A 17,660-nucleotide genomic window follows, 5' to 3' on the forward strand; every position below is an offset into this window, starting at 1 on the left:
TCCTGAGCAAAGCGAAGGACCTCCCGACTCTTGGCAGTAACCCCACTAAGGAGATCCCTCACTACGTTCGGGACGACAATACAACTCACTGTCATCCTGAGCAAAGCGAAGGACCTCCCGACTCTTGGCAGTAACCCTACCAAGGAGATCCCTCACTATGTTCGGAACGACAACACCATTGTCATCCTGAGCAAAGCGAAGGACCTCCCGACTCTTGGCAATAACCCCACCAAGGAGATCCTTCGCGTTGCTCAGGACGACAATACCCCTGTCATCCTGAGCAACGCGAAGGACCTCCCGACTCTTGGCAGTAACTCCACTAAGGAGATCCCTCACTACGCTCAGGACGACAACACCACCGTCATCCTGAGCGAAGCGAAGGACCTCCCAACTCTTGGCAATAACCCCACTAAGGAGATCCCTCACTACATTCGGGACGACAACACCACCGTCATCCTGAGCAAAGCGAAGGACCTCCCGACTCTTGGCAGTAACCCCACCAAGGAGATCCTTCGCTTCGCTCAGGACGACAATACCCCTGTCATCCTGAGCAACGCGAAGGACCTCCCGACTCTTGGCAGTAACTCCACTAAGGAGATCCTTCGCTTCGCTCAGGACGACAAACAACAGGAGATCCCTCACTACGTTCGGGACGACAAACAACAGGAGATCCTTCACTGCGTTCAGGACGACAAACAACAGGAGATCCTTCACTACGTTCGGGACGATAAACAACAGGAGATCCTTCACTACGCTCAGGACGACAAACAACAGGAGATCCTTCACTGCGTTCAGGAGACGACAAACAACGGGAGATCCTTCACTACGCTCAGGACGACAAACACAGAAGATTCGTCACTATGTTCTGGATGACAAACACAGAAGATTCTTCACTATGTTCAAGACGACAAGCAGTTTGCGAAAGATGACCGTGCTTTTCTTTTATGGAGCCTCATTTGATTCTAGCCACGCATCCCCATTTACTGTCCCAAGCGATTTTTTTACATCTGGTATTCTTTTTTAATAAGTCCAAAAGAGGAATGATTGAATCATTATTTTGTGCAAGTACAATCATGTTTGCAGAGTTCAGCACAGGTAAAACAAGGGTTGCATAGGAAAATTGTTCTTGGATAAGTTTAAAAATTGGCCATTGCTCATGGCGATTTGCTAAGTTTACGGCGAGGATACCACCAGGTTTTAACAATCGTTTGCAATGAAAGAAAAATTCCTCAGTATTACAACTCGCAGGAAAAGTATCGGCGTCGAACAGATCCACTAAAAGGTGCTGAAACTGATTTTGACATTCGTGCACAAATGAACTGGCTTCTTGATGAATAATAGAAAGATTATCTAATTCATTAATCATAAAAAACCGAGAAGCGACCTCAATCACCTCATCATCATTTTCAACAATGACGAGCTTGTCTTTGCCCAAAAGAGGGGACAGTGCATGTGCTGCTCCTCCTCCACCCAATCCTAGCATGCAACAATTCGTGGGTTGCAGCGACACAGCAAAAATAAGCGTTTTAATATAGCTTAAACCCGGCTGTTGTGGATAATAGCGATTTATTAATGTTTGTATTGCTCTGCTTTCAAACTGCAGCCAACGAAAAATCGGATTTTGAAAAACGCGAATACCGGTTGGTGAGTGATAAATACAATGTCCTGCGAAAGTTTTCCACATGTTCAGCTGCTGACTTCACGTTGAAAAGGATAAATCGAATCGAGTGCTATTATTTGGCTGAGCTCATCTAAAGCCGATAAACATTCATCGATGAATTGAGGATCAGCCAAATCACTAGGGTGCAGATGATTACGATAATGGCGCATGACCCATTGCTCTAAATTATTCAAAAGGGCCTCGGTGACTAAGACTTCTTGATGCATCGCCGTAAGTTCGTCTTGTACTAAAGGAACTCTTAGCCGTAGACAGGCTGGTCCGCCACCATTGCGCATACTTTGCTTCAGATCGAGGTAATAGACGCTCGTAATGGGATTTGTCGTCTCTGCCACTAGCTCTTCAACTAAGGTTTTAACGGCAGAGTTATTTGCGCATTCTGCGGGTGCAATTAAACTCATGATCTGCTTAGCATCAGGAAGGGTAACAAGTTGAGAGTTAAAAAGATAACTGTTTACTGCGTCCATAACGCTAAGGCGTTGACTATTCACCTCAATCACTTGCACGTGAAAATCAGCCTTGCGTCTAAGTTCCGTAAGAACATCCGATTGATTAACAAAAGCTTCTTCATGAATGAATAAGATGGACTCATTAGCGACAGCGATGACATCGTTATGAAAAACACCCTGATCAATTGCTTTTGGATTTTGGCGAGCAAAAATCACTTTCTCTGGATTAAGCAAATGTGCGCGGGCGATAGCCTGGGAGGCTTCAAGGGTTTGCCGCGCTGGATATTTAACTGGATTTTCTACCTGTCCGGTTTTAAGCGCTTCTTTGCCATAAACAAAAAGGTTAATTCCAGCAGCATTATGAGAAGCACATAAACGACTATGGTTAGCAGCACCTTCGTCACTTGTCGTAAAACTGTTAGGTAATATCTGATGATGGGCAAAAAATTTCTCATCATTGAATATTTTTTTTAATAACGCCTGTGAAAAAACAGCTTCTTGATGTCGATGTAAATTCGAAATAAGGTTAGCCACAGTAAAATGAACGCGATTGTCAGCAGTATCGAGGCTAGAAGAGACGGTTGCTGCATTTGCTGTCCACATGGCTGAAGCGGAATAGCAAGCAGCCAGCAGCGCTGGTGCTGTATGATAGGCCTTTTCGATTTGCTGTGCTGGGGTACCTGTAAATCCTAGCTGATGGAGTAATTGCAAATTTGGGCGTTGATGCGGAGGTAATAAAGCTTGTTTGAGACCAAGTTGATGTAACAAACGCATTTTAGCGATGCCTTGCAACGCCGCGGCTTGCGGATTTGAAACACTCAGTGCATTAGATGTGGAGGCGATATTGCCTACAGACAAACCTGCATAATTATGATTTGGCCCGACTAAGCCATCCATATTTAACTCGTAGACCTGTACCCGCATTATTATTCCAAATTAATGCCAGGTAATAACTGCTCTGGCAAGGTTAGATGAGACTGCTCCAAACTCGCAATCGGATAAGCACAATAGTCTGCAGCAAAATAAGCACTTGGCCGGTGGTTACCGCTACAACCCACTCCGCCAAAAGGCAGGCTACTTACGGCCCCTGTCGTTGGTCTATTCCAATTGATAAGTCCTGCTCGAATGTGTTTATAGAAGTGCTGATAATGCTTAAGATTGTCTGATAACAAACCAGCAGCTAATCCATAACGGGTTTGATTTGCTAAAAAAAGGGCTTCTTCAAAATCATTATAGCGATAGATTTGCACGAATGGTGCAAAAATCTCCTCATCAGGTACGTTTGCAATCGACGTCATATCCATAATACCGGGAGAAAGCAGGCCGGTGTCTTCGGCTAATAATGACATGGTGAGCAGTGCATGACCACCAAGAGCGGTTAGCTCTTGTTGAGCTTTTAGATGTGTTTGAGCCTGTTCGTGAGTAATGACAGGCCCCATAAAAGGCTCAGGTTTGTCATTAAATTTGCCTACACGAAGTGATTGACAACTTTTAATGAATTGCTTTAAAAAGCGCTCTCCTGCAGTGCCATTTGGAATAAAAAGTCGTCTTGCACAAGTACAGCGCTGTCCTGCGGTAATCATTGATGAAAGAAGACTGAGGTAAACAGCAGCTTGGCTATTCTTAACTTCATCAATAATGAGTGGATTATTGCCGCCCATCTCAAGCGCTAAAATCACTTCAGGTTTGTCACTAAACTGTTGATGAATTTGTTTCCCTGTTTTATAGCTACCGGTGAAATACACTGCTTGCACATCAAAAGAGAGCAGGGCTTTACCGCAAAAACCATCACCTTGTATGCAATTAAGGACCCCCTTAGGTAGGCCACTTTCATGCCAGCATTGCATTATGAATTGAGCAACAGCTGGCGTAAGTTCACTGGGTTTATAAACAACAGTGTTACCCGCTAAAAGAGCAGGAACAATATGGCCATTACTGAGGTGAGCTGGAAAATTAAAGGCACCCAATACCGCGGCAACACCATGTGGCTTGTAACGCAAACAGGCATTGGCTTCAGGTAGAGCAAACTCCTTTTCTGCATTGCGTTCTTGATACGCTTGAATAGAAAGATTCACTTTGCTTACCACTGCGCTCACCTCGGTTTGGGCTTCCCATAGGGGTTTCCCAGTTTCTAACGCGATTAAATAGGCCAGTTCTTGACGTCTTGCTTCGACTTCTTTGGCGAAAGCCTGTAGATAATGAGTTCGAGTTTGTACCTCAAGCGAAGACCAATGTGGGAGCGCTAAATGAGCTGCTTCACAAGCCAAAGCGATTTCTGCAATGGTGGCTTTATTTCCTCGCCAAATGATGGAGCCATCTGCAGGATTTTTTGAAATAAAATTTTCACCTTGGCCATTCATCCATTGTCCGTTGATGTAATGATCGGCTGTCTTGCTATTTTGTGGATTGTTTTTCATAGTACGACTCGCTTGCAGGGGTGGCTTGCTCTTGTTGTAAAGGGGCGATTCGCAGGCAATCACCCACTTTTACTTTTAAAAGCTGGGCGGTTTTCTTGCTGATGATGCAGGAACCCTGGGGTTCATTTAAAATCGCTTGGCTTACTGTGGCACGAAAATCAAGTTTGGTATTAGAAAGCAGAAGTCGTTTAGCGCTCACTTCATCACTGAGACTTTTAATCGTCATAATGCCACTTGACGCAATTGTTTTTATTTGTGTACGAGGTGCCTCTAGTGTCGGTCCTGCATCAAAGATATCAATGTAGTTGTTATAGCGAAAACCCTCATGAAGCAAAATATTCATAGCCGGCGCTGTGGATTGATGTGGTTTGCCAATGACCGCCTGGGCTGCTGGAGCGAGCAGTTTAACGTAGAGGGAATTTCTTGGCATTAAATCAGCAATAAATTGTTTATTGGTAGATAGTGTCAAGCGATCCGCCTCAGGGAAAGGCATATGAAAAAAATGACGACCTACATTATCCCAAAAAGGAGAGTGACCCGCATCATCCGAGATACCACGCATTTCTGCAATGACAATGGGGGAAAAGCGCGTTGGGAAGTGGGCCATAAATAAGAATCGAGCGCGGGAAAGAAGCAAACCATTTGCGCTGTGTCTAAAAGCAGGCTCTAAGAAGAGTGTACAGACCTCGCTTGCATCCTGATAATCGTTAACCAGGCTTAAAATTTCATAATCATTTCGAATATTTAATGCGCGACAAATCCGTGTCCGTTTCGATAATTTATAAGAATAGAAGGGGGCATCGTGTCCTATTGCCGAAGCAATTGCAGCGGTGCCTATTACTTTTGAGGACTCGGGATCTTCTAACACAAATAAATAATATTCATTGCTTGGGAAATTCACTGTCTTACGAAAAGATTGACAAGACCAATCAAGACGATGATGCAGGAGTTCTTTATCTTTCGGTAGCGTAGTCATTCCGACACCGCAATGCTCAGCTAATTGATGAATGGCATCTAAATCAGCGGTATGAGCGCTGCGAAAAAGCATCATGTTTTTAGCTCCTCGAGCCCACCCTCTGCTAAGTCCATGAGTAGTAGGGCACTTAGTGCAGCGCGTTCTGTTAGACTATCGAGTAAAATGAATTCCTCTGCGCTATGAATATTTCCACCGCGAACACCCAGAGTATCGATCACGGGTAAACCGAGCTGAGCAAAATTGTTTCCATCGCAACAACCACCACTGTCTTGCCAATCAATTGACAAACCCAATTCGCATCCTGCTTTTTGAAGCCGAGCAAATAAACGTTCTGTAGCGGAGCAAACCCGTTTAACTGGGCGACCAAAATCACAATGAAGTGTTAATGAGTAATCTTCACGATTCATAGTACTGATGATCTCATTAAGATGTTGTCTAACCCAATATTCATCTTCAGGTTTGGTAATGCGAATATCTAATTTGGCAACGGCCTTATCCGGAACAACATTCAAGGCTCCTCCCCCGGCAATTTTACCGATATTAATTGTGATGCCATTGTCTTGCTGATTGAGTGCATGAATTGCTGTGATAGTTTCTGCTAAATAACAGATTGCATTGCGACCCTCCGAAAAGGCCCTGCCCACATGGGCAGATTTTCCAGTGGCGATGAGAGTGGCTTTGCCGCTACCGCGTCGATTTTTAGCGAGCGTGCCACTGGGCGTCATTGCAGGTTCATACACTAAAGCCGCTTGATGATGATGGGCTAGTTCAGCAAAAAGGGGGCTGGATGCGGGAGAGCCAATTTCTTCATCCGCATTAATTAACACATCCCAGCCTAAGTTTTTGGAGGCATTACTTTCTTCAACGCTGATGAGCGCATGAAGAATCACCAGTAAACCGCCTTTCATATCTGCTACCCCGGGTCCATTGAGTTGATTATCATTGACATAAGTCAGTGTTTGAAAGGGGTGATTGACCCCATAGACCGTATCCATGTGACCACTTAATAGAACTCGTCGTTTCAGCTCAGGACGTTTGCGAATGAGAAGGGTGTCACCACATTGCTGGGCTATGCTTTCCCCGCTCATGTTCATGAGAGTGATTGGGGGAAGCTTTAATGTCTCAATTTCATCCGCCAGCGGAGAAAACAAGGTTTTTAGACTTTGGCATACGAGGGATAACCCTTGCAAATTTTCAGTTCCTGAATTGATTTCACAAAGATGGTGAAGTTGTTCAACCATGGTTTGTTTACGGGCATTTAAAGAGAGAAGAACTTCCTTTGTCATCAGATTGATCACTTTAAATTGATAAGGCAATTAATGACATTAGCGGAAAATAGGCGGGTTCGCAATATTGTATTACGCGAAGTGCATCAACACTTCGGTAGAATAATGGGTAGGTCGAGGGCAAGATGCAACTTACTTATGAGTTAACTCAGGACATTAAGCACTTTATCCGCTATTATGCTTAACTTTTATTATGTTTTTTGGTTGGAGAAGTGGTGCATTATTTCATCGAGAATACCCATTCAGAATGGCATCCAGTGTTGACGAAAGCATTACAGCAGATGGATCCTGAATATTTACAGCTATTACTAAACAGCACGAACTGGTTGCCAGGTTCTTCACGATTATTTTCAGCGTTTAGCCTTCCCCTAAGCCAAACAAACTATATTTTATTTGGGGAGTCCCCTTATCCACGGTCTGAATCAGCAAATGGTTATGCATTTTGGGATGGTGCTGTTCATGGGTTGTGGAGTAGTACGGGGTTTAGCAAACAAGTGAATCGAGCCACTTCGTTGCGTAATTGGCTAAAAATGTTACTCACCGCTTGTGGTGATCTCCGTGAAGATTGCTCACAAGCAGCGATTGCTGGGCTAGATAAATCAAACTATTGGCAAACAGCCGAAGAGTTTTTTACGAGTTTAATCAAAAAAGGATTTTTGCTGCTAAATGCTTCGCTTGTTTATGATGAAGGTAAGGTACAATTCCATGCACGTCAATGGCGACCTTTTATGCATAGCCTGTTAATTCAGTTGGTAGAGAGAAAAGACTCTTTACAACTCCTTTTATTTGGCAAAATTGCTGAACAAATCCCCGAATCGCATTTTTTTTCTTGCTTAATTGCCGAGCATCCATACAATTTAAGTTTTATTACCAACCCAAACGTGTTGGAATTCTTCAAACCATTAAACTTACTGAATTGCTATGGATAAATCGACCATTAATCCTCAAGAAGTTGCTAAATTTGCGCAGCATGCTGCCCATTGGTGGGACAAAGAGGGCCCTTTTAAAACGTTGCACGATATTAATCCTGCGCGACTTGAATTCATTCAAAATTATTTTATTCTTGCTCAACATTCCGTTCTTGATGTGGGTTGTGGTGGGGGTATTTTGTGTGAAGGAATGGCAGCGAAGAGTGCTCTGGTGACTGGCTTGGATGTTGAAGCTGAGGCACTTGAAGCCGCAAAGGCACATGCAAAAACAAGTCAATTCGCTATCAATTATATATGTTCTCCGGTGGAGGACTTTGAAGGTGTTTTTGATGCTGTAACTTGTATGGAGATGTTAGAGCATGTCAATGATCCACAATTAGTGATTAATCATTGCGCCCGTTTATTAAAACCAGGTGGTTATCTTTTTTTATCAACTATCAATAGAACCTTAAAAGCGTATGCGACTGCCATTGTTGCTGCAGAATATGTACTGGGATTACTTCCTAGACAAACCCATGATTTTGAGAAATTCATAAAGCCCAGTGAATTAGCTGCTATGACAAGAAAAGCCGGGCTTGAATTCCGTGGCTTAGTCGGTATGAATTACAATCCTTTAAGTCGAACGGCAAGACTTCAAGAATCGGTGGATGTCAATTATTTATTTTCTTGTTTTAAACCCTGATTTTTTTTATCTCCATACCGTTGCTGATAGCGTTGGTACGCGTACTTCGCTTGCTCCTCCGTGACGACATCGACCTCATTGCCAAATAGGTCAACACGCGCAGTATTCGCTTTTTGACAATTTAAATAGGCAGGTGATGAACTGTAATAGCTCAAGGCTTCTCGCAGTGCTTTCTTGCTAAAAGGCGGAGTATCCAAGCGTTCATAAAAATCAATAATCTCATCAAATATACCAATTTGTAAGGGCCTTACTTGACTCGCCTTCTTAAAAAAAGCACTGGGAAAATGTTCCACTAACCAATCAATAATCTGCAGTTTGTCCTTTTTTGCAGTCTCACTTTGCTGAATCATGCTTTACACTCCGAAGCAATAGGATGTTGACTAAACTACCATAATTAATGCGTTTATCAAGGGTACGTCATCGATAAGTGGCTCAAATTTGAATCCAGACCACTAAGTGGATACCCATCTTAGCCACAATTGTTTTCACGTAATGCTTAATTCTTTTTAAATCATCACTTTTATTTATCAACTTAATCTTTTTCTGTCTTAATGTCTTGCTTTAGTCCAAGAAATTTCTCAATTTGTATTAAGAAATCAATTGGAATTGCTTCTATATTCTTCTGTTATGCTAACTAACTCTTTGAATTATATGCGCTAAACCCATTTATTAAGAAAAGGGCATTCCGGCTTGTGACTGACATACTGTCTTGCAAAGCAGCAATTCAGTTGCTAAATTTCAAACATGGCTTCAATGGAATTGGGGCTCGACAAAAGGATTTGTAATCATAGGGAAATGATAGTCAGGGATGATGTCGGAACAGGATGTTCTGACGGAAGACTGCGAAAGCCAGGGTAGACCCCTGGCTTTATCTTTTTATACGGTGGCAAATCCTGAGTGACTTAAGTAGTAGCGGTCAGGATAATAGGCAAAGACGACAGAACCGCCTTTTATGGTATTGATCACAGGTTTAGCTAAAGTCTGAGCAATAGATGGACAACCCCAGCTACGACCAGCACGCCCCGCTTTCTTAATAAAATCGGGTTCCACATACCAGGCTCCATGGATCACAACGCGTCTACTGTAGGCATTATCATTAAAGCCACGCTCTAAACCTTGTAAGTTAAGTGAGTAGCCTTTAGAACCAATATAGGTGTCGCGAGTAACAAATGTACCTAGGCTTGTTGCCTTACTTGAAGGCGCATTGGAGAAGTGAGTCGGTACATCCATTCCTGAGTTTCTACCATGAGCAACATAAGTATTATATAAAAGGCGTTCTCTACCAAGGTCAAAAACCCACATACGTTGTTTATTAGAAGGTAAAGAATAATCAATGACAGTCAGAACTTGTTTTTTGACAGCCCCTCTGTCCGCTGCTTTTTTATAGGCAGTTAGTGCGAGTTTAAGAACCCTCTTGTTAAGTTGGGGTGCCTTCTGACTTAAATGTTGCACGTGGGTGTTAATGTCAAAGTTTTTTGCTGAGGGCAATGAATTGTGTGTGAGCCCTGTTGAAAAAAAAGCTGCAGAGATTATGCTTAATAATGTACTCATAGCACTCCTTTTTTCTTGTTAAACGTAGGAAATAACGTCTACAAACGGTTGGTGATTATATTTACAAGTAAGGCAAATGTAAAATTACAAGGATGATGATTGCCCATTAGGATAAAATATTATCCAAATTCAGCAACTTATTAAAAGAATACACCTTAACATCAGGGTAAATATTACACAAAAAGTCTGTAAAAAAATCTATTTTGTTCAATTTCCACCGATTTAACAGTATTAAAAAAACGCAATATTATCACAAATAGATCTATTTTGGCTATCTTTTGAACAAATTATTTGTAATAATAAGCGAAAACAACTGGTTTGAACCGCTAAAATTAGTTCTAATGCATTTCATTTCGAAATGTTCTGAATTATCATCCCTTGGTATTTTTCACCTGCTGGACTGGAGATTATTATGCTTGAGCGATACTCAGCACAACTGCCGCAAGGTGCTCGTGCACTGATAAATAATGCTTACCGCATTGATGAATTGACAATAGTAACTGAGCTTATAAAACAAGCTGAATTGGATAATGATCAAATCGTTGCTATTCGCAATCAAGCGACAAGTTTAGTAGAGCAAGTTCGGGCTGAGCGAAAAAAAAGCACCGGAATTGATTCCTTTTTAACGGAGTATTCATTATCCAGTGATGAGGGAATTGCTTTAATGTGTTTGGCAGAAGCGCTACTGCGCGTGCCTGATAATCCGACTATTGATAGTTTAATTAAAGATAAACTGACTGGCGCCGATTGGAAGGCACATCGTGGTCAAAGTGACTCTTTCTTTGTCAATGCCACCACTTGGGCGCTGATGTTAACCGGAAAAGTGTTAACTCCGGAGAAAGCAGATTCAATGTTATCAAAAGCGTTGTTTAAACTGCTTAATCGAAGCGGTGAGCCTGTAGTACGTAAAGCAGTGGACAAGGCGATGCGTATTATGAGTAAACAATTTGTTACTGGAAGAACAATTGAAGAAGCGTTAGCACGTGCAAAGAAAAAAGAAGCCTTAGGTTACCGTTATTCCTATGACATGTTAGGTGAGGCTGCACTGACTGCGATTGATGCTGAGCGTTATTTCAATGCCTATAAAGAGGCCATTGAAAAGATAGGGGCAAGTGTTGATAAAGATACGAATGTTTATCAGCGTCCAGGTATTTCAATCAAACTGTCGGCTTTACATCCACGTTATCAAGAAACACAGCGAGCAAGGGTAATGGAAGAACTCCCACCCAAATTGCTGGCACTGGCACAATTAGCAAAAAAATTCGATATTGCTCTCACCATTGATGCCGAAGAGTCAGAACGGCTTGATTTGTCCCTGGATATTATTGAGCGAGTCTTCACTGATGATAGTTTGCACGGCTGGCATGGGTTTGGAATGGCCGTACAATCGTATCAAAAAAGAGCCTTTTATGTCTTGGATTGGGTTGCTGCTTTGGCCAGAAGTAAACAGCGACGAATGATGGTGCGTTTGATTAAGGGCGCTTATTGGGATAGCGAAATTAAGAAAACGCAAATGCAAGGACTTTCAGAATACCCTGTGTTCACACGAAAAGTATTTACTGATGTTTCATTCCAAGCGTGTGCAAAAAAATTGTTGACAATGACTGATGCCATTTACCCGCAGTTTGCTACCCACAATGCCTATTCTGTCGCGATGATACTCCATATTGTTGGCGATTATCGCGACTTTGAATTCCAATGTTTGCACGGGATGGGAAATGAACTCTATGAGCAAATTGTCCCTGCAAATCGCTTAGGTATCCCTTGTCGTATTTATGCACCCGTTGGATCTCATGAAGATTTATTACCTTATTTAGTGCGCCGATTATTAGAAAATGGAGCGAACTCTTCTTTTGTAAACCGTATTGTTGACGAAAAAGCGCCAATAAGCACTTTAGTTGAAGATCCAGTCAGTAAAGCGATGCATTTGTTAGGTAAAATCAACCAAAATATTCCATTGCCTGCCTCTATTTTTATTCCAGGAAGAAAAAATTCAAGTGGATTTGATTTTTCTGATCGGGAAGCCGTGGCAAAATTACAGCAACGCTATGTTGATATGGATCTTTCACATTGGTTCGCTAAACCTCTGTTAGCCGGAGGAAAGCAAGGCGGTGAAGTAGACCGCTCTGTTGTCTCACCGCAAAAACCCGAACGTCCCATTGGTCGTGTCAATGATTCCACCCGGCAAGACGTTGATTGGGCTTTATCGCAAGCAGAGTTGGCATTTCCGAAGTGGAGTAGAAAGCCAGTTAATGAGCGAATAGTCTGTATCGAGCGCTTTGCTAATCTTTTAGAAGAGAATATGCCTGAATTGCTTGCCATGGCTTGCCTTGAGGCTGGAAAAACATGGAGTGATGGGGTTGCAGAGATTCGCGAAGCAGTCGACTTTTGCCGTTATTACGCGATGATGGCAGAAAAACTCATGGCAAAGCCCATGAAATTGCACGGGTATACTGGTGAATTAAACGAGCTTAGTTTACATGGGCGAGGAGTTGTTGTTTGTATAAGTCCATGGAATTTTCCCTTGGCCATTTTTACAGGACAAGTGGTGGCAGCACTGGTGACTGGCAATTGTGTCATTGCGAAACCCGCTGAGCAAACTCCATTAATCGCTTGTTTTGCCGTGCAGCTAATGCATAAAGCGGGAATTCCGACAGACGTCGTGCAATTACTTCCGGGAAGCGGCGAAACAGTAGGTGCTGCGTTGGTTGCTGATTTGCGGGTGAAAGGAATTTTATTTACCGGTTCCACACAAACCGCGGCACTTATTAATAAAACGCTTGCAACACGTGGTGGCGAGATTATTCCTTTAATTGCTGAAACTGGTGGCCAAAATGCAATGATTGTGGATTCTTCCGCGTTACTTGAACAAGTCACTGTGGATGCGATCACTTCGGCCTTCGGTAGTGCTGGTCAACGATGCTCTGCTTTACGTATTTTGTTTGTCCAGGAAGAAGTTTACCCTCGCATGATTCATTTACTGAAAGGGGCAATGGCCGAACTGCAGGTAGGAGATCCTCGTTGGTTATCCACGGACATAGGACCGGTAATTGATAGTGAGGCCTTAGCTGGATTAAAAACGCATGTTGCCGCGATGCGACAAAAACATGAAATCATTTATCAGTGTGAACTTCCAGAAGAATGTGAATCAGGTTGCTTTATGCCTCCTACGGCAATCGCAATTGACACTATATCGGCATTACATAAAGAGATATTTGGTCCCGTCTTGCATGTCATCAGTTACAAGCGAAAGAATCTTGACGATGTTATTGAGCAAATTAATAGCACGGGTTACGGTTTAACATTAGGCATACACAGCCGTATCAACGAAACGGTGCAATATATCAAAGAGCGCGTACATGCCGGTAACTGTTATGTTAATCGTAACATGATTGGGGCTGTAGTGGGTTTACAGCCTTTTGGTGGCGAGGGACTATCTGGTACCGGGCCGAAAGCAGGGGGGCCAAACTATTTGCTCCGTTTATGCCATGAGCGGACTTATACGGTTGATACAACTGCTGCCGGCGGGAATGCCAGTTTAATGTCGCTACCCGAAGGGTATTAGGTTTTTCAGCGAGTAAGTTGGGCCTTCGGCCCAACGCCCTCCATCCAGTTTGTCTATACTAAGAAACACGCTAGTCAAAACTCAAGTTCTTCGTATGTGGTATCTCTCAAACCGTTTATTTATGCAAGCGCTACATCTGCTTGTACATAATAAAGTATTCATCATCCTACCATTCATTTCCGTAGTATTAAGTTTATCCGCGTTTATTTTACTCGGGTGTGATATTCATTGGATTAATGCGTCCAATGGATCTTATGCCAACGCCCCTCAATATTATTGGTATTTACAGCTTGGGCTTTTTTTAGTCCTTTTGTTTTTTATAATTGGCATCAACACGTTCGTTAGCGCCTCAATCGTTTATATTGCGAGTTTTAATTTATTAGGAAAAACGGTCTCTTGCAAAGAAGCTTTCCAGCAATGCTGGCTGCAACGAAATGCCTTATTATCTTGGGGAATATTTTTTTTGTGCGCGGGATTTATTTTATCGTTGCTTTCGCGTGCTGGAAAGATTGATAAACTTATTTTTTCAACGGCTAATGCTGGATGGCATATCTGTGCTTTTTTAATGATGCCCTACCTTATTATTGAAAAACTAACACCCAGTGCGGCTTTCGAAAAATCCTCGCAATATTTTGTGTCGTCGGCGGTATTTCAGGTGAATATTTTATTCTTATTAGGCCTCTACCTTGTCCCATTAATTGCTTCTCTCTATTTAGCTCAACAACTAACTCCTTTGGGTTATCAAGAAATAGTCAAAGATATTTTATTTTATGGGGTTATTGCTTTGGGTTTTGTCTGGTTAATTTGGGGAAATGCGTTTAATTCAATAATAAAAACAGCTTTTTACCTAAAAATAAAGGGGAAAAATGAACTACTCTTTTTAAAAAAAGAAGATGTGGGAAAAATTATTCAATAAGAATAAAGTCATTCAATTTACAGATCTGCCGAATAAAGCCTATTATTATAATAATTCATGAGTTGAGGGTGAACCAAAGTAAAAGTTGGACCTAAGCTCAATATCAGAACAGAGCGATGTCTTAATCAATCATTGTTGGGCGAAGGCCAACTTATACGTGAGGATACAATCCAACATGCGCGGGAACGACTAAAATGAAATCATTCTTCTTAAACTCATTGGCGTATCTAGTCTATTTTGTGAGAATAGTTATTCTACTTTTTGTCTTCCTTTTACTTATTGCATTTATTTCACAATTTGTTGAAAACATTAGTCAGTATCCCACTCTGGTAAAAATAAATAAGCTCGAACAACAATTAAGCGGGCCATTGATCCAGCAAATAAAAATGGCGATGCCGCATCGCTATCAAGGAACCGATTACAGCAGGCTTATTCTAATTTTTCTGATGCTCATTTTGGGTCATTTTTGCGTCATGGCCCGCTCTCGATTGCAAGGGTTGGTTCAGCGAATTCATGAGAAAGAAACTTATTATCAATGGCGTAAGCAGGTAAGTACTGTGGTATCGAAAGAGAAAATGCATGAAATTGATAGCAAATTTGAAGCGCTCAGTACGAGCAAAGCAAGCGACCGGAAAAAAATCCTGAAAGAATTCGCTCTATTAAAAAGTAAATTGGATAGTATGGGGCAACAGCTTGCTTTTCTTGCCATTGACGTCGTTGATTCAACGGGGATGAAAAGGAATGAGGATAAATACGTTGCTGCTTATGATTTCGATCGTTACAACCAACTTGTTAGTAGTAGTCTTAAAGAAAGCGGTGTTCTTAAATACGCTATGACTCCTGACGGTATCATGAGTTGCTTTCGTACAGTGGATGATGCAGTGAGGGCCGCACAAAATTTATTAGATAAGTTAAAAGTATTTAATGCAACCAGCAAGAAAATAAAGCGAGACTTTCAGATCCGTTGTGGGATAAATGCGGGATTTGTCTATTTTGATGAAGACACGCCCCTTGAACAAGTCAGTGATCGGGTCATTGATATCGCTGGCCACATGCAAAAATACGCTAAGCCCAATTGTATTAATATTGCCGCTTCGGCGATTGAGCCTCTAAAAAATCGGGGTGGCTTCAGTGAAACAAATGACGTGATCGACGAGCAAAAGGTATTTGAATGGAATCTCAATAAGTAAAAAGTAGACAAGACAGAGAAGTTGAAGTTATTGTTATTCTAAAGAAAATAGGGAAAAAGACTATTATGATAAAGAATAAGGATAAAATAATTAAAGCTGCGGTATCCGCTTTTCTTGCAATGGCTGCCGCTCAGGATTTTGCTGCTGATACCAAAACTGAAGATCAATCGTCTCAAAATACAGAAAAATGTTATGGTGTAGTTAAAGCAGGAATGAATGATTGCGCAACAGCAACTGCCTCTTGTGCTGGTTCTTCAACCAAAGATAATCAGCCAGACGCTTTTGTTTTTGTTTCAAAAGGGTTATGTGAGAAACTCGTAGGCGGTAGTTTAAGCGCCGGAACAGAAAAAAAATCATAAACCTATTTAACCTTACACGGAGTACTTTATGATTAGGAATCTAGCGCGTTTTTTTATGGTTGCGTTATTTATTCTGTCTAACACTAACCTCTATGCTGCCCCTGAAACACTGACGCTTGATACCAAACATAGCTATGTTTTATGGCGCGTCGAGCATCTAGGTTTTTCCACTCAAGCGGGTAAATGGTATATCAGTAATGGCACGGTAACACTGGATAAAGATAATCCACAAACCAGCAAAGTGGAAGTGGTCATTGATCTGGCTAATGTTACTACTGGAATTCCAGAGTTGGATAAGCATTTGCAAGGCCCCCTTTTCTTTGATGTCACAAAATACCCAAAGGCCACTTTCGTATCTAAGAAAGTGAATGTGCTCAGTGAAAACACGGCTAAAGTAGAAGGCTTATTAACTTTACACGGTGTCACTAAGCTCGTTACGTTAGATGTGACACTCAATAAAGTAGGAAAAAACCCCATCACTAACAAAATGACGGTAGGCTTTTCTGCCACAACGACCATTAAGCGTTCTAGTTTCGGCATAAAGACTCTAATTCCTCAAGTCGGTGATGACGTCAAAATTGAGATAGGTGCTGAAGCGTATAAAGCGTAATGATTGGCCTTATCCTCCGTCCGTCCTGCAGGGCGAAAGACCATGGATCGCGGAACGGAGAAAAAAGGAAAACCTATTACAAGTTGAGTTTAAAGGAGTAATGCATGAAAGTGTATATCCATCACGGAATGATAGTGTTGCTATTCCTATTAATGCCGCTTGGAGCAGAAGCGACTCCACCGGAATGGCAAATTGATTCAAGTCAAAGTCATCTCTCTTTTACAGCAACACAAAATGGTGCACCAGTCAAAGGTCTGTTTAAGACTTTTACTGGAGAAATTTTTGTGAATCCAGCCCACTATAAAACAAGCAGTATCCATATTGTTATCGATATGAATTCAATCAGTACTGATTATTCTGATGTAAGAGATACTTTGCTTACATCCGATTGGTTCAATGTAAAAGTGTTCCCTAAGGCTGAGTTCAAATCAACGAATTTTAATAAAACAGGGAATAATACTTATCAAGCCAACGGTAACCTTACGATTCGTGATAAGTCGGTCCCAGTGATTTTAACATTTACTGCAGAGCAATCCTCACCTGATACCGGGGTTGTGGTGGGAAGTACTGTCTTGAAACGCAGCGCTTTTGGTGTTGGACAAGGTGAGTGGGCGAGTACTGATCAAATTCAGGATGAGGTGAAGGTCGATTTTAAGGTAGTTGCTAAAAAGAAACCTTAAAAATTTGGTGATTCGTAAAGGTGGGTGCGCTCTTCCAATACTGTAGCTTTTTTATTCCGATGTATTGCGATTATCTCTTGTAGTTCACCTGCGAGAGTATGATCAATTTACTCCTATTGAATCGATGGATTGCGATAGTTTGCAGAATTTAAATTCATTGCCTATGCTTTAATTTCAAGGAAAATACAGAATAACTTCAAATAGGGGAGAATAATATGGATAGATCAAGCCTATTTAAGATTATCCTTGCTGTTCTATGTTGTTGTTTGGTGGTCGTTGGCTTTGCTCGAACCAAGGATGTTTTTGCTCACGCTGCGATTGCTGATAAATTTGGCAATGCTAAGCAACTTATGATGACTCATTAAAATTATT

17 protein-coding genes are annotated in these 17,660 nt (G+C 41.8%); 10 read left to right on the forward strand and 7 right to left on the reverse strand.

Translation table 11 applies throughout. From position 1 onward, the window contains the following. Positions 1-30: 30 nt before the first annotated feature. Positions 31-873, forward strand: a complete 843-nt coding sequence (locus tag B5D33_RS16290; protein ID WP_139364745.1) for a magnesium transporter MgtE N-terminal domain-containing protein — start codon at positions 31-33, stop codon at positions 871-873. 79 nt (positions 874-952) lie between these two features. Here the strand turns inward: B5D33_RS16290 and B5D33_RS05190 are convergent, their stop codons facing one another. Genes B5D33_RS05190 through B5D33_RS05210 form a run of 5 tightly spaced genes read right to left on the reverse strand, consistent with a single transcriptional unit; the run spans position 953 to position 6,806 of the window. Further along, positions 953-1,684 carry a spermidine synthase gene (locus B5D33_RS05190; protein ID WP_058451591.1) on the reverse strand — a complete coding sequence of 244 codons (732 nt, stop codon included), beginning with the start codon at positions 1,682-1,684 and terminating at the stop codon, positions 953-955. A 2-nt stretch (positions 1,685-1,686) separates the two neighbouring features. Then, positions 1,687-3,051, reverse strand: coding sequence for an N-succinylarginine dihydrolase (gene astB, locus B5D33_RS05195; protein WP_058451590.1), 1,365 nt, complete (start codon positions 3,049-3,051; stop codon positions 1,687-1,689). A gap of 2 nt (positions 3,052-3,053) precedes the next feature. Beyond that, on the reverse strand, positions 3,054-4,544 hold the full coding sequence (astD, locus tag B5D33_RS05200) for a succinylglutamate-semialdehyde dehydrogenase (protein ID WP_058451589.1): 1,491 nt from the start codon (positions 4,542-4,544) through the stop codon (positions 3,054-3,056). Beyond that, a complete protein-coding gene (locus B5D33_RS05205; protein ID WP_058451588.1) occupies positions 4,522-5,595 on the reverse strand; it encodes an arginine N-succinyltransferase in 1,074 nt (357 codons plus the stop codon). The genes astD and B5D33_RS05205 overlap by 23 nt, the downstream gene beginning before the upstream one ends. Further along, positions 5,592-6,806 (reverse strand): hydrolase, encoded by a 1,215-nt coding sequence (locus B5D33_RS05210; RefSeq protein ID WP_078767348.1) that lies wholly within the window; start codon positions 6,804-6,806, stop codon positions 5,592-5,594. The genes B5D33_RS05205 and B5D33_RS05210 overlap by 4 nt, the downstream gene beginning before the upstream one ends. 212 nt (positions 6,807-7,018) lie before the next feature. Here B5D33_RS05210 and B5D33_RS05215 point away from each other — a divergent pair, with 212 nt between their 5' ends. Both B5D33_RS05215 and ubiG read left to right on the forward strand, forming a co-directional pair. After that, entirely contained in the window at positions 7,019-7,735 is a 717-nt protein-coding gene (locus tag B5D33_RS05215; RefSeq protein WP_058451587.1) for a uracil-DNA glycosylase family protein, read from the forward strand. Continuing rightward, entirely contained in the window at positions 7,728-8,417 is a 690-nt protein-coding gene (gene ubiG, locus B5D33_RS05220; protein ID WP_202972385.1) for a bifunctional 2-polyprenyl-6-hydroxyphenol methylase/3-demethylubiquinol 3-O-methyltransferase UbiG, read from the forward strand. The genes B5D33_RS05215 and ubiG overlap by 8 nt, the downstream gene beginning before the upstream one ends. On the opposite strand, the gene B5D33_RS05225 is transcribed toward ubiG, so the two are convergent. Beyond that, positions 8,390-8,767 carry a ProQ/FINO family protein gene (locus B5D33_RS05225; protein ID WP_058451585.1) on the reverse strand — a complete coding sequence of 126 codons (378 nt, stop codon included), beginning with the start codon at positions 8,765-8,767 and terminating at the stop codon, positions 8,390-8,392. The genes ubiG and B5D33_RS05225 overlap by 28 nt on opposite strands. 526 nt (positions 8,768-9,293) lie before the next feature. Continuing rightward, positions 9,294-9,968 (reverse strand): murein L,D-transpeptidase catalytic domain family protein, encoded by a 675-nt coding sequence (locus B5D33_RS05230; protein WP_058451584.1) that lies wholly within the window; start codon positions 9,966-9,968, stop codon positions 9,294-9,296. Positions 9,969-10,380: 412 nt separating this feature from the next. On the opposite strand from B5D33_RS05230, the gene putA reads away from it, so the two are divergent. The 7 genes from putA (at position 10,381) to B5D33_RS16580 (ending at position 17,653) form a co-directional block, all read left to right on the forward strand. Further along, positions 10,381-13,533 (forward strand): bifunctional proline dehydrogenase/L-glutamate gamma-semialdehyde dehydrogenase PutA, encoded by a 3,153-nt coding sequence (gene putA / locus B5D33_RS05235; RefSeq protein WP_058451583.1) that lies wholly within the window; start codon positions 10,381-10,383, stop codon positions 13,531-13,533. 94 nt (positions 13,534-13,627) lie between these two features. Continuing rightward, complete coding sequence (locus tag B5D33_RS05240) at positions 13,628-14,449, forward strand: hypothetical protein (RefSeq protein WP_058451582.1); 822 nt, start codon at positions 13,628-13,630, stop codon at positions 14,447-14,449. Between the two features lie 194 nt (positions 14,450-14,643). Continuing rightward, the gene (locus B5D33_RS05245) at positions 14,644-15,639 is read left to right on the forward strand and encodes a hypothetical protein (protein ID WP_058451581.1); all 996 of its coding nucleotides are present in this window, start codon (positions 14,644-14,646) and stop codon (positions 15,637-15,639) included. A 68-nt stretch (positions 15,640-15,707) separates the two neighbouring features. After that, entirely contained in the window at positions 15,708-15,998 is a 291-nt protein-coding gene (locus tag B5D33_RS05250) for a BufA1 family periplasmic bufferin-type metallophore (RefSeq protein WP_115304976.1), read from the forward strand. 31 nt (positions 15,999-16,029) lie between these two features. Continuing rightward, positions 16,030-16,608, forward strand: coding sequence for a YceI family protein (locus B5D33_RS05255; RefSeq protein ID WP_411550296.1), 579 nt, complete (start codon positions 16,030-16,032; stop codon positions 16,606-16,608). 104 nt (positions 16,609-16,712) lie between these two features. Then, a complete protein-coding gene (locus tag B5D33_RS05260; protein WP_058451578.1) occupies positions 16,713-17,288 on the forward strand; it encodes a YceI family protein in 576 nt (191 codons plus the stop codon). Positions 17,289-17,503: 215 nt separating this feature from the next. Next, positions 17,504-17,653 carry a hypothetical protein gene (locus tag B5D33_RS16580; protein WP_156415001.1) on the forward strand — a complete coding sequence of 50 codons (150 nt, stop codon included), beginning with the start codon at positions 17,504-17,506 and terminating at the stop codon, positions 17,651-17,653. The last annotated feature ends 7 nt before the right edge of the window (positions 17,654-17,660 follow it).

This window comes from Legionella maceachernii (assembly GCF_900167045.1).
Classification (GTDB): Bacteria; Pseudomonadota; Gammaproteobacteria; order Legionellales; family Legionellaceae; genus Tatlockia; species Tatlockia maceachernii.

Coding starts and splice junctions, on each gene's coding strand:
- B5D33_RS05205 (WP_058451588.1), bottom strand. CDS start 5,595: ATGATGCTTTTTCGCAGCGCTCATACCGCTGATTTAGATGCCATTCAT.
- B5D33_RS05190 (WP_058451591.1), bottom strand. CDS start 1,684: ATGTGGAAAACTTTCGCAGGACATTGTATTTATCACTCACCAACCGGT.
- astB (WP_058451590.1), bottom strand. CDS start 3,051: ATGCGGGTACAGGTCTACGAGTTAAATATGGATGGCTTAGTCGGGCCA.
- B5D33_RS05260 (WP_058451578.1), top strand. CDS start 16,713: ATGAAAGTGTATATCCATCACGGAATGATAGTGTTGCTATTCCTATTA.
- B5D33_RS16580 (WP_156415001.1), top strand. CDS start 17,504: ATGGATAGATCAAGCCTATTTAAGATTATCCTTGCTGTTCTATGTTGT.
- B5D33_RS05210 (WP_078767348.1), bottom strand. CDS start 6,806: ATGACAAAGGAAGTTCTTCTCTCTTTAAATGCCCGTAAACAAACCATG.
- B5D33_RS05225 (WP_058451585.1), bottom strand. CDS start 8,767: ATGATTCAGCAAAGTGAGACTGCAAAAAAGGACAAACTGCAGATTATT.
- putA (WP_058451583.1), top strand. CDS start 10,381: ATGCTTGAGCGATACTCAGCACAACTGCCGCAAGGTGCTCGTGCACTG.
- B5D33_RS05245 (WP_058451581.1), top strand. CDS start 14,644: ATGAAATCATTCTTCTTAAACTCATTGGCGTATCTAGTCTATTTTGTG.
- astD (WP_058451589.1), bottom strand. CDS start 4,544: ATGAAAAACAATCCACAAAATAGCAAGACAGCCGATCATTACATCAAC.
- B5D33_RS05230 (WP_058451584.1), bottom strand. CDS start 9,968: ATGAGTACATTATTAAGCATAATCTCTGCAGCTTTTTTTTCAACAGGG.
- B5D33_RS05240 (WP_058451582.1), top strand. CDS start 13,628: ATGTGGTATCTCTCAAACCGTTTATTTATGCAAGCGCTACATCTGCTT.
- ubiG (WP_202972385.1), top strand. CDS start 7,728: ATGGATAAATCGACCATTAATCCTCAAGAAGTTGCTAAATTTGCGCAG.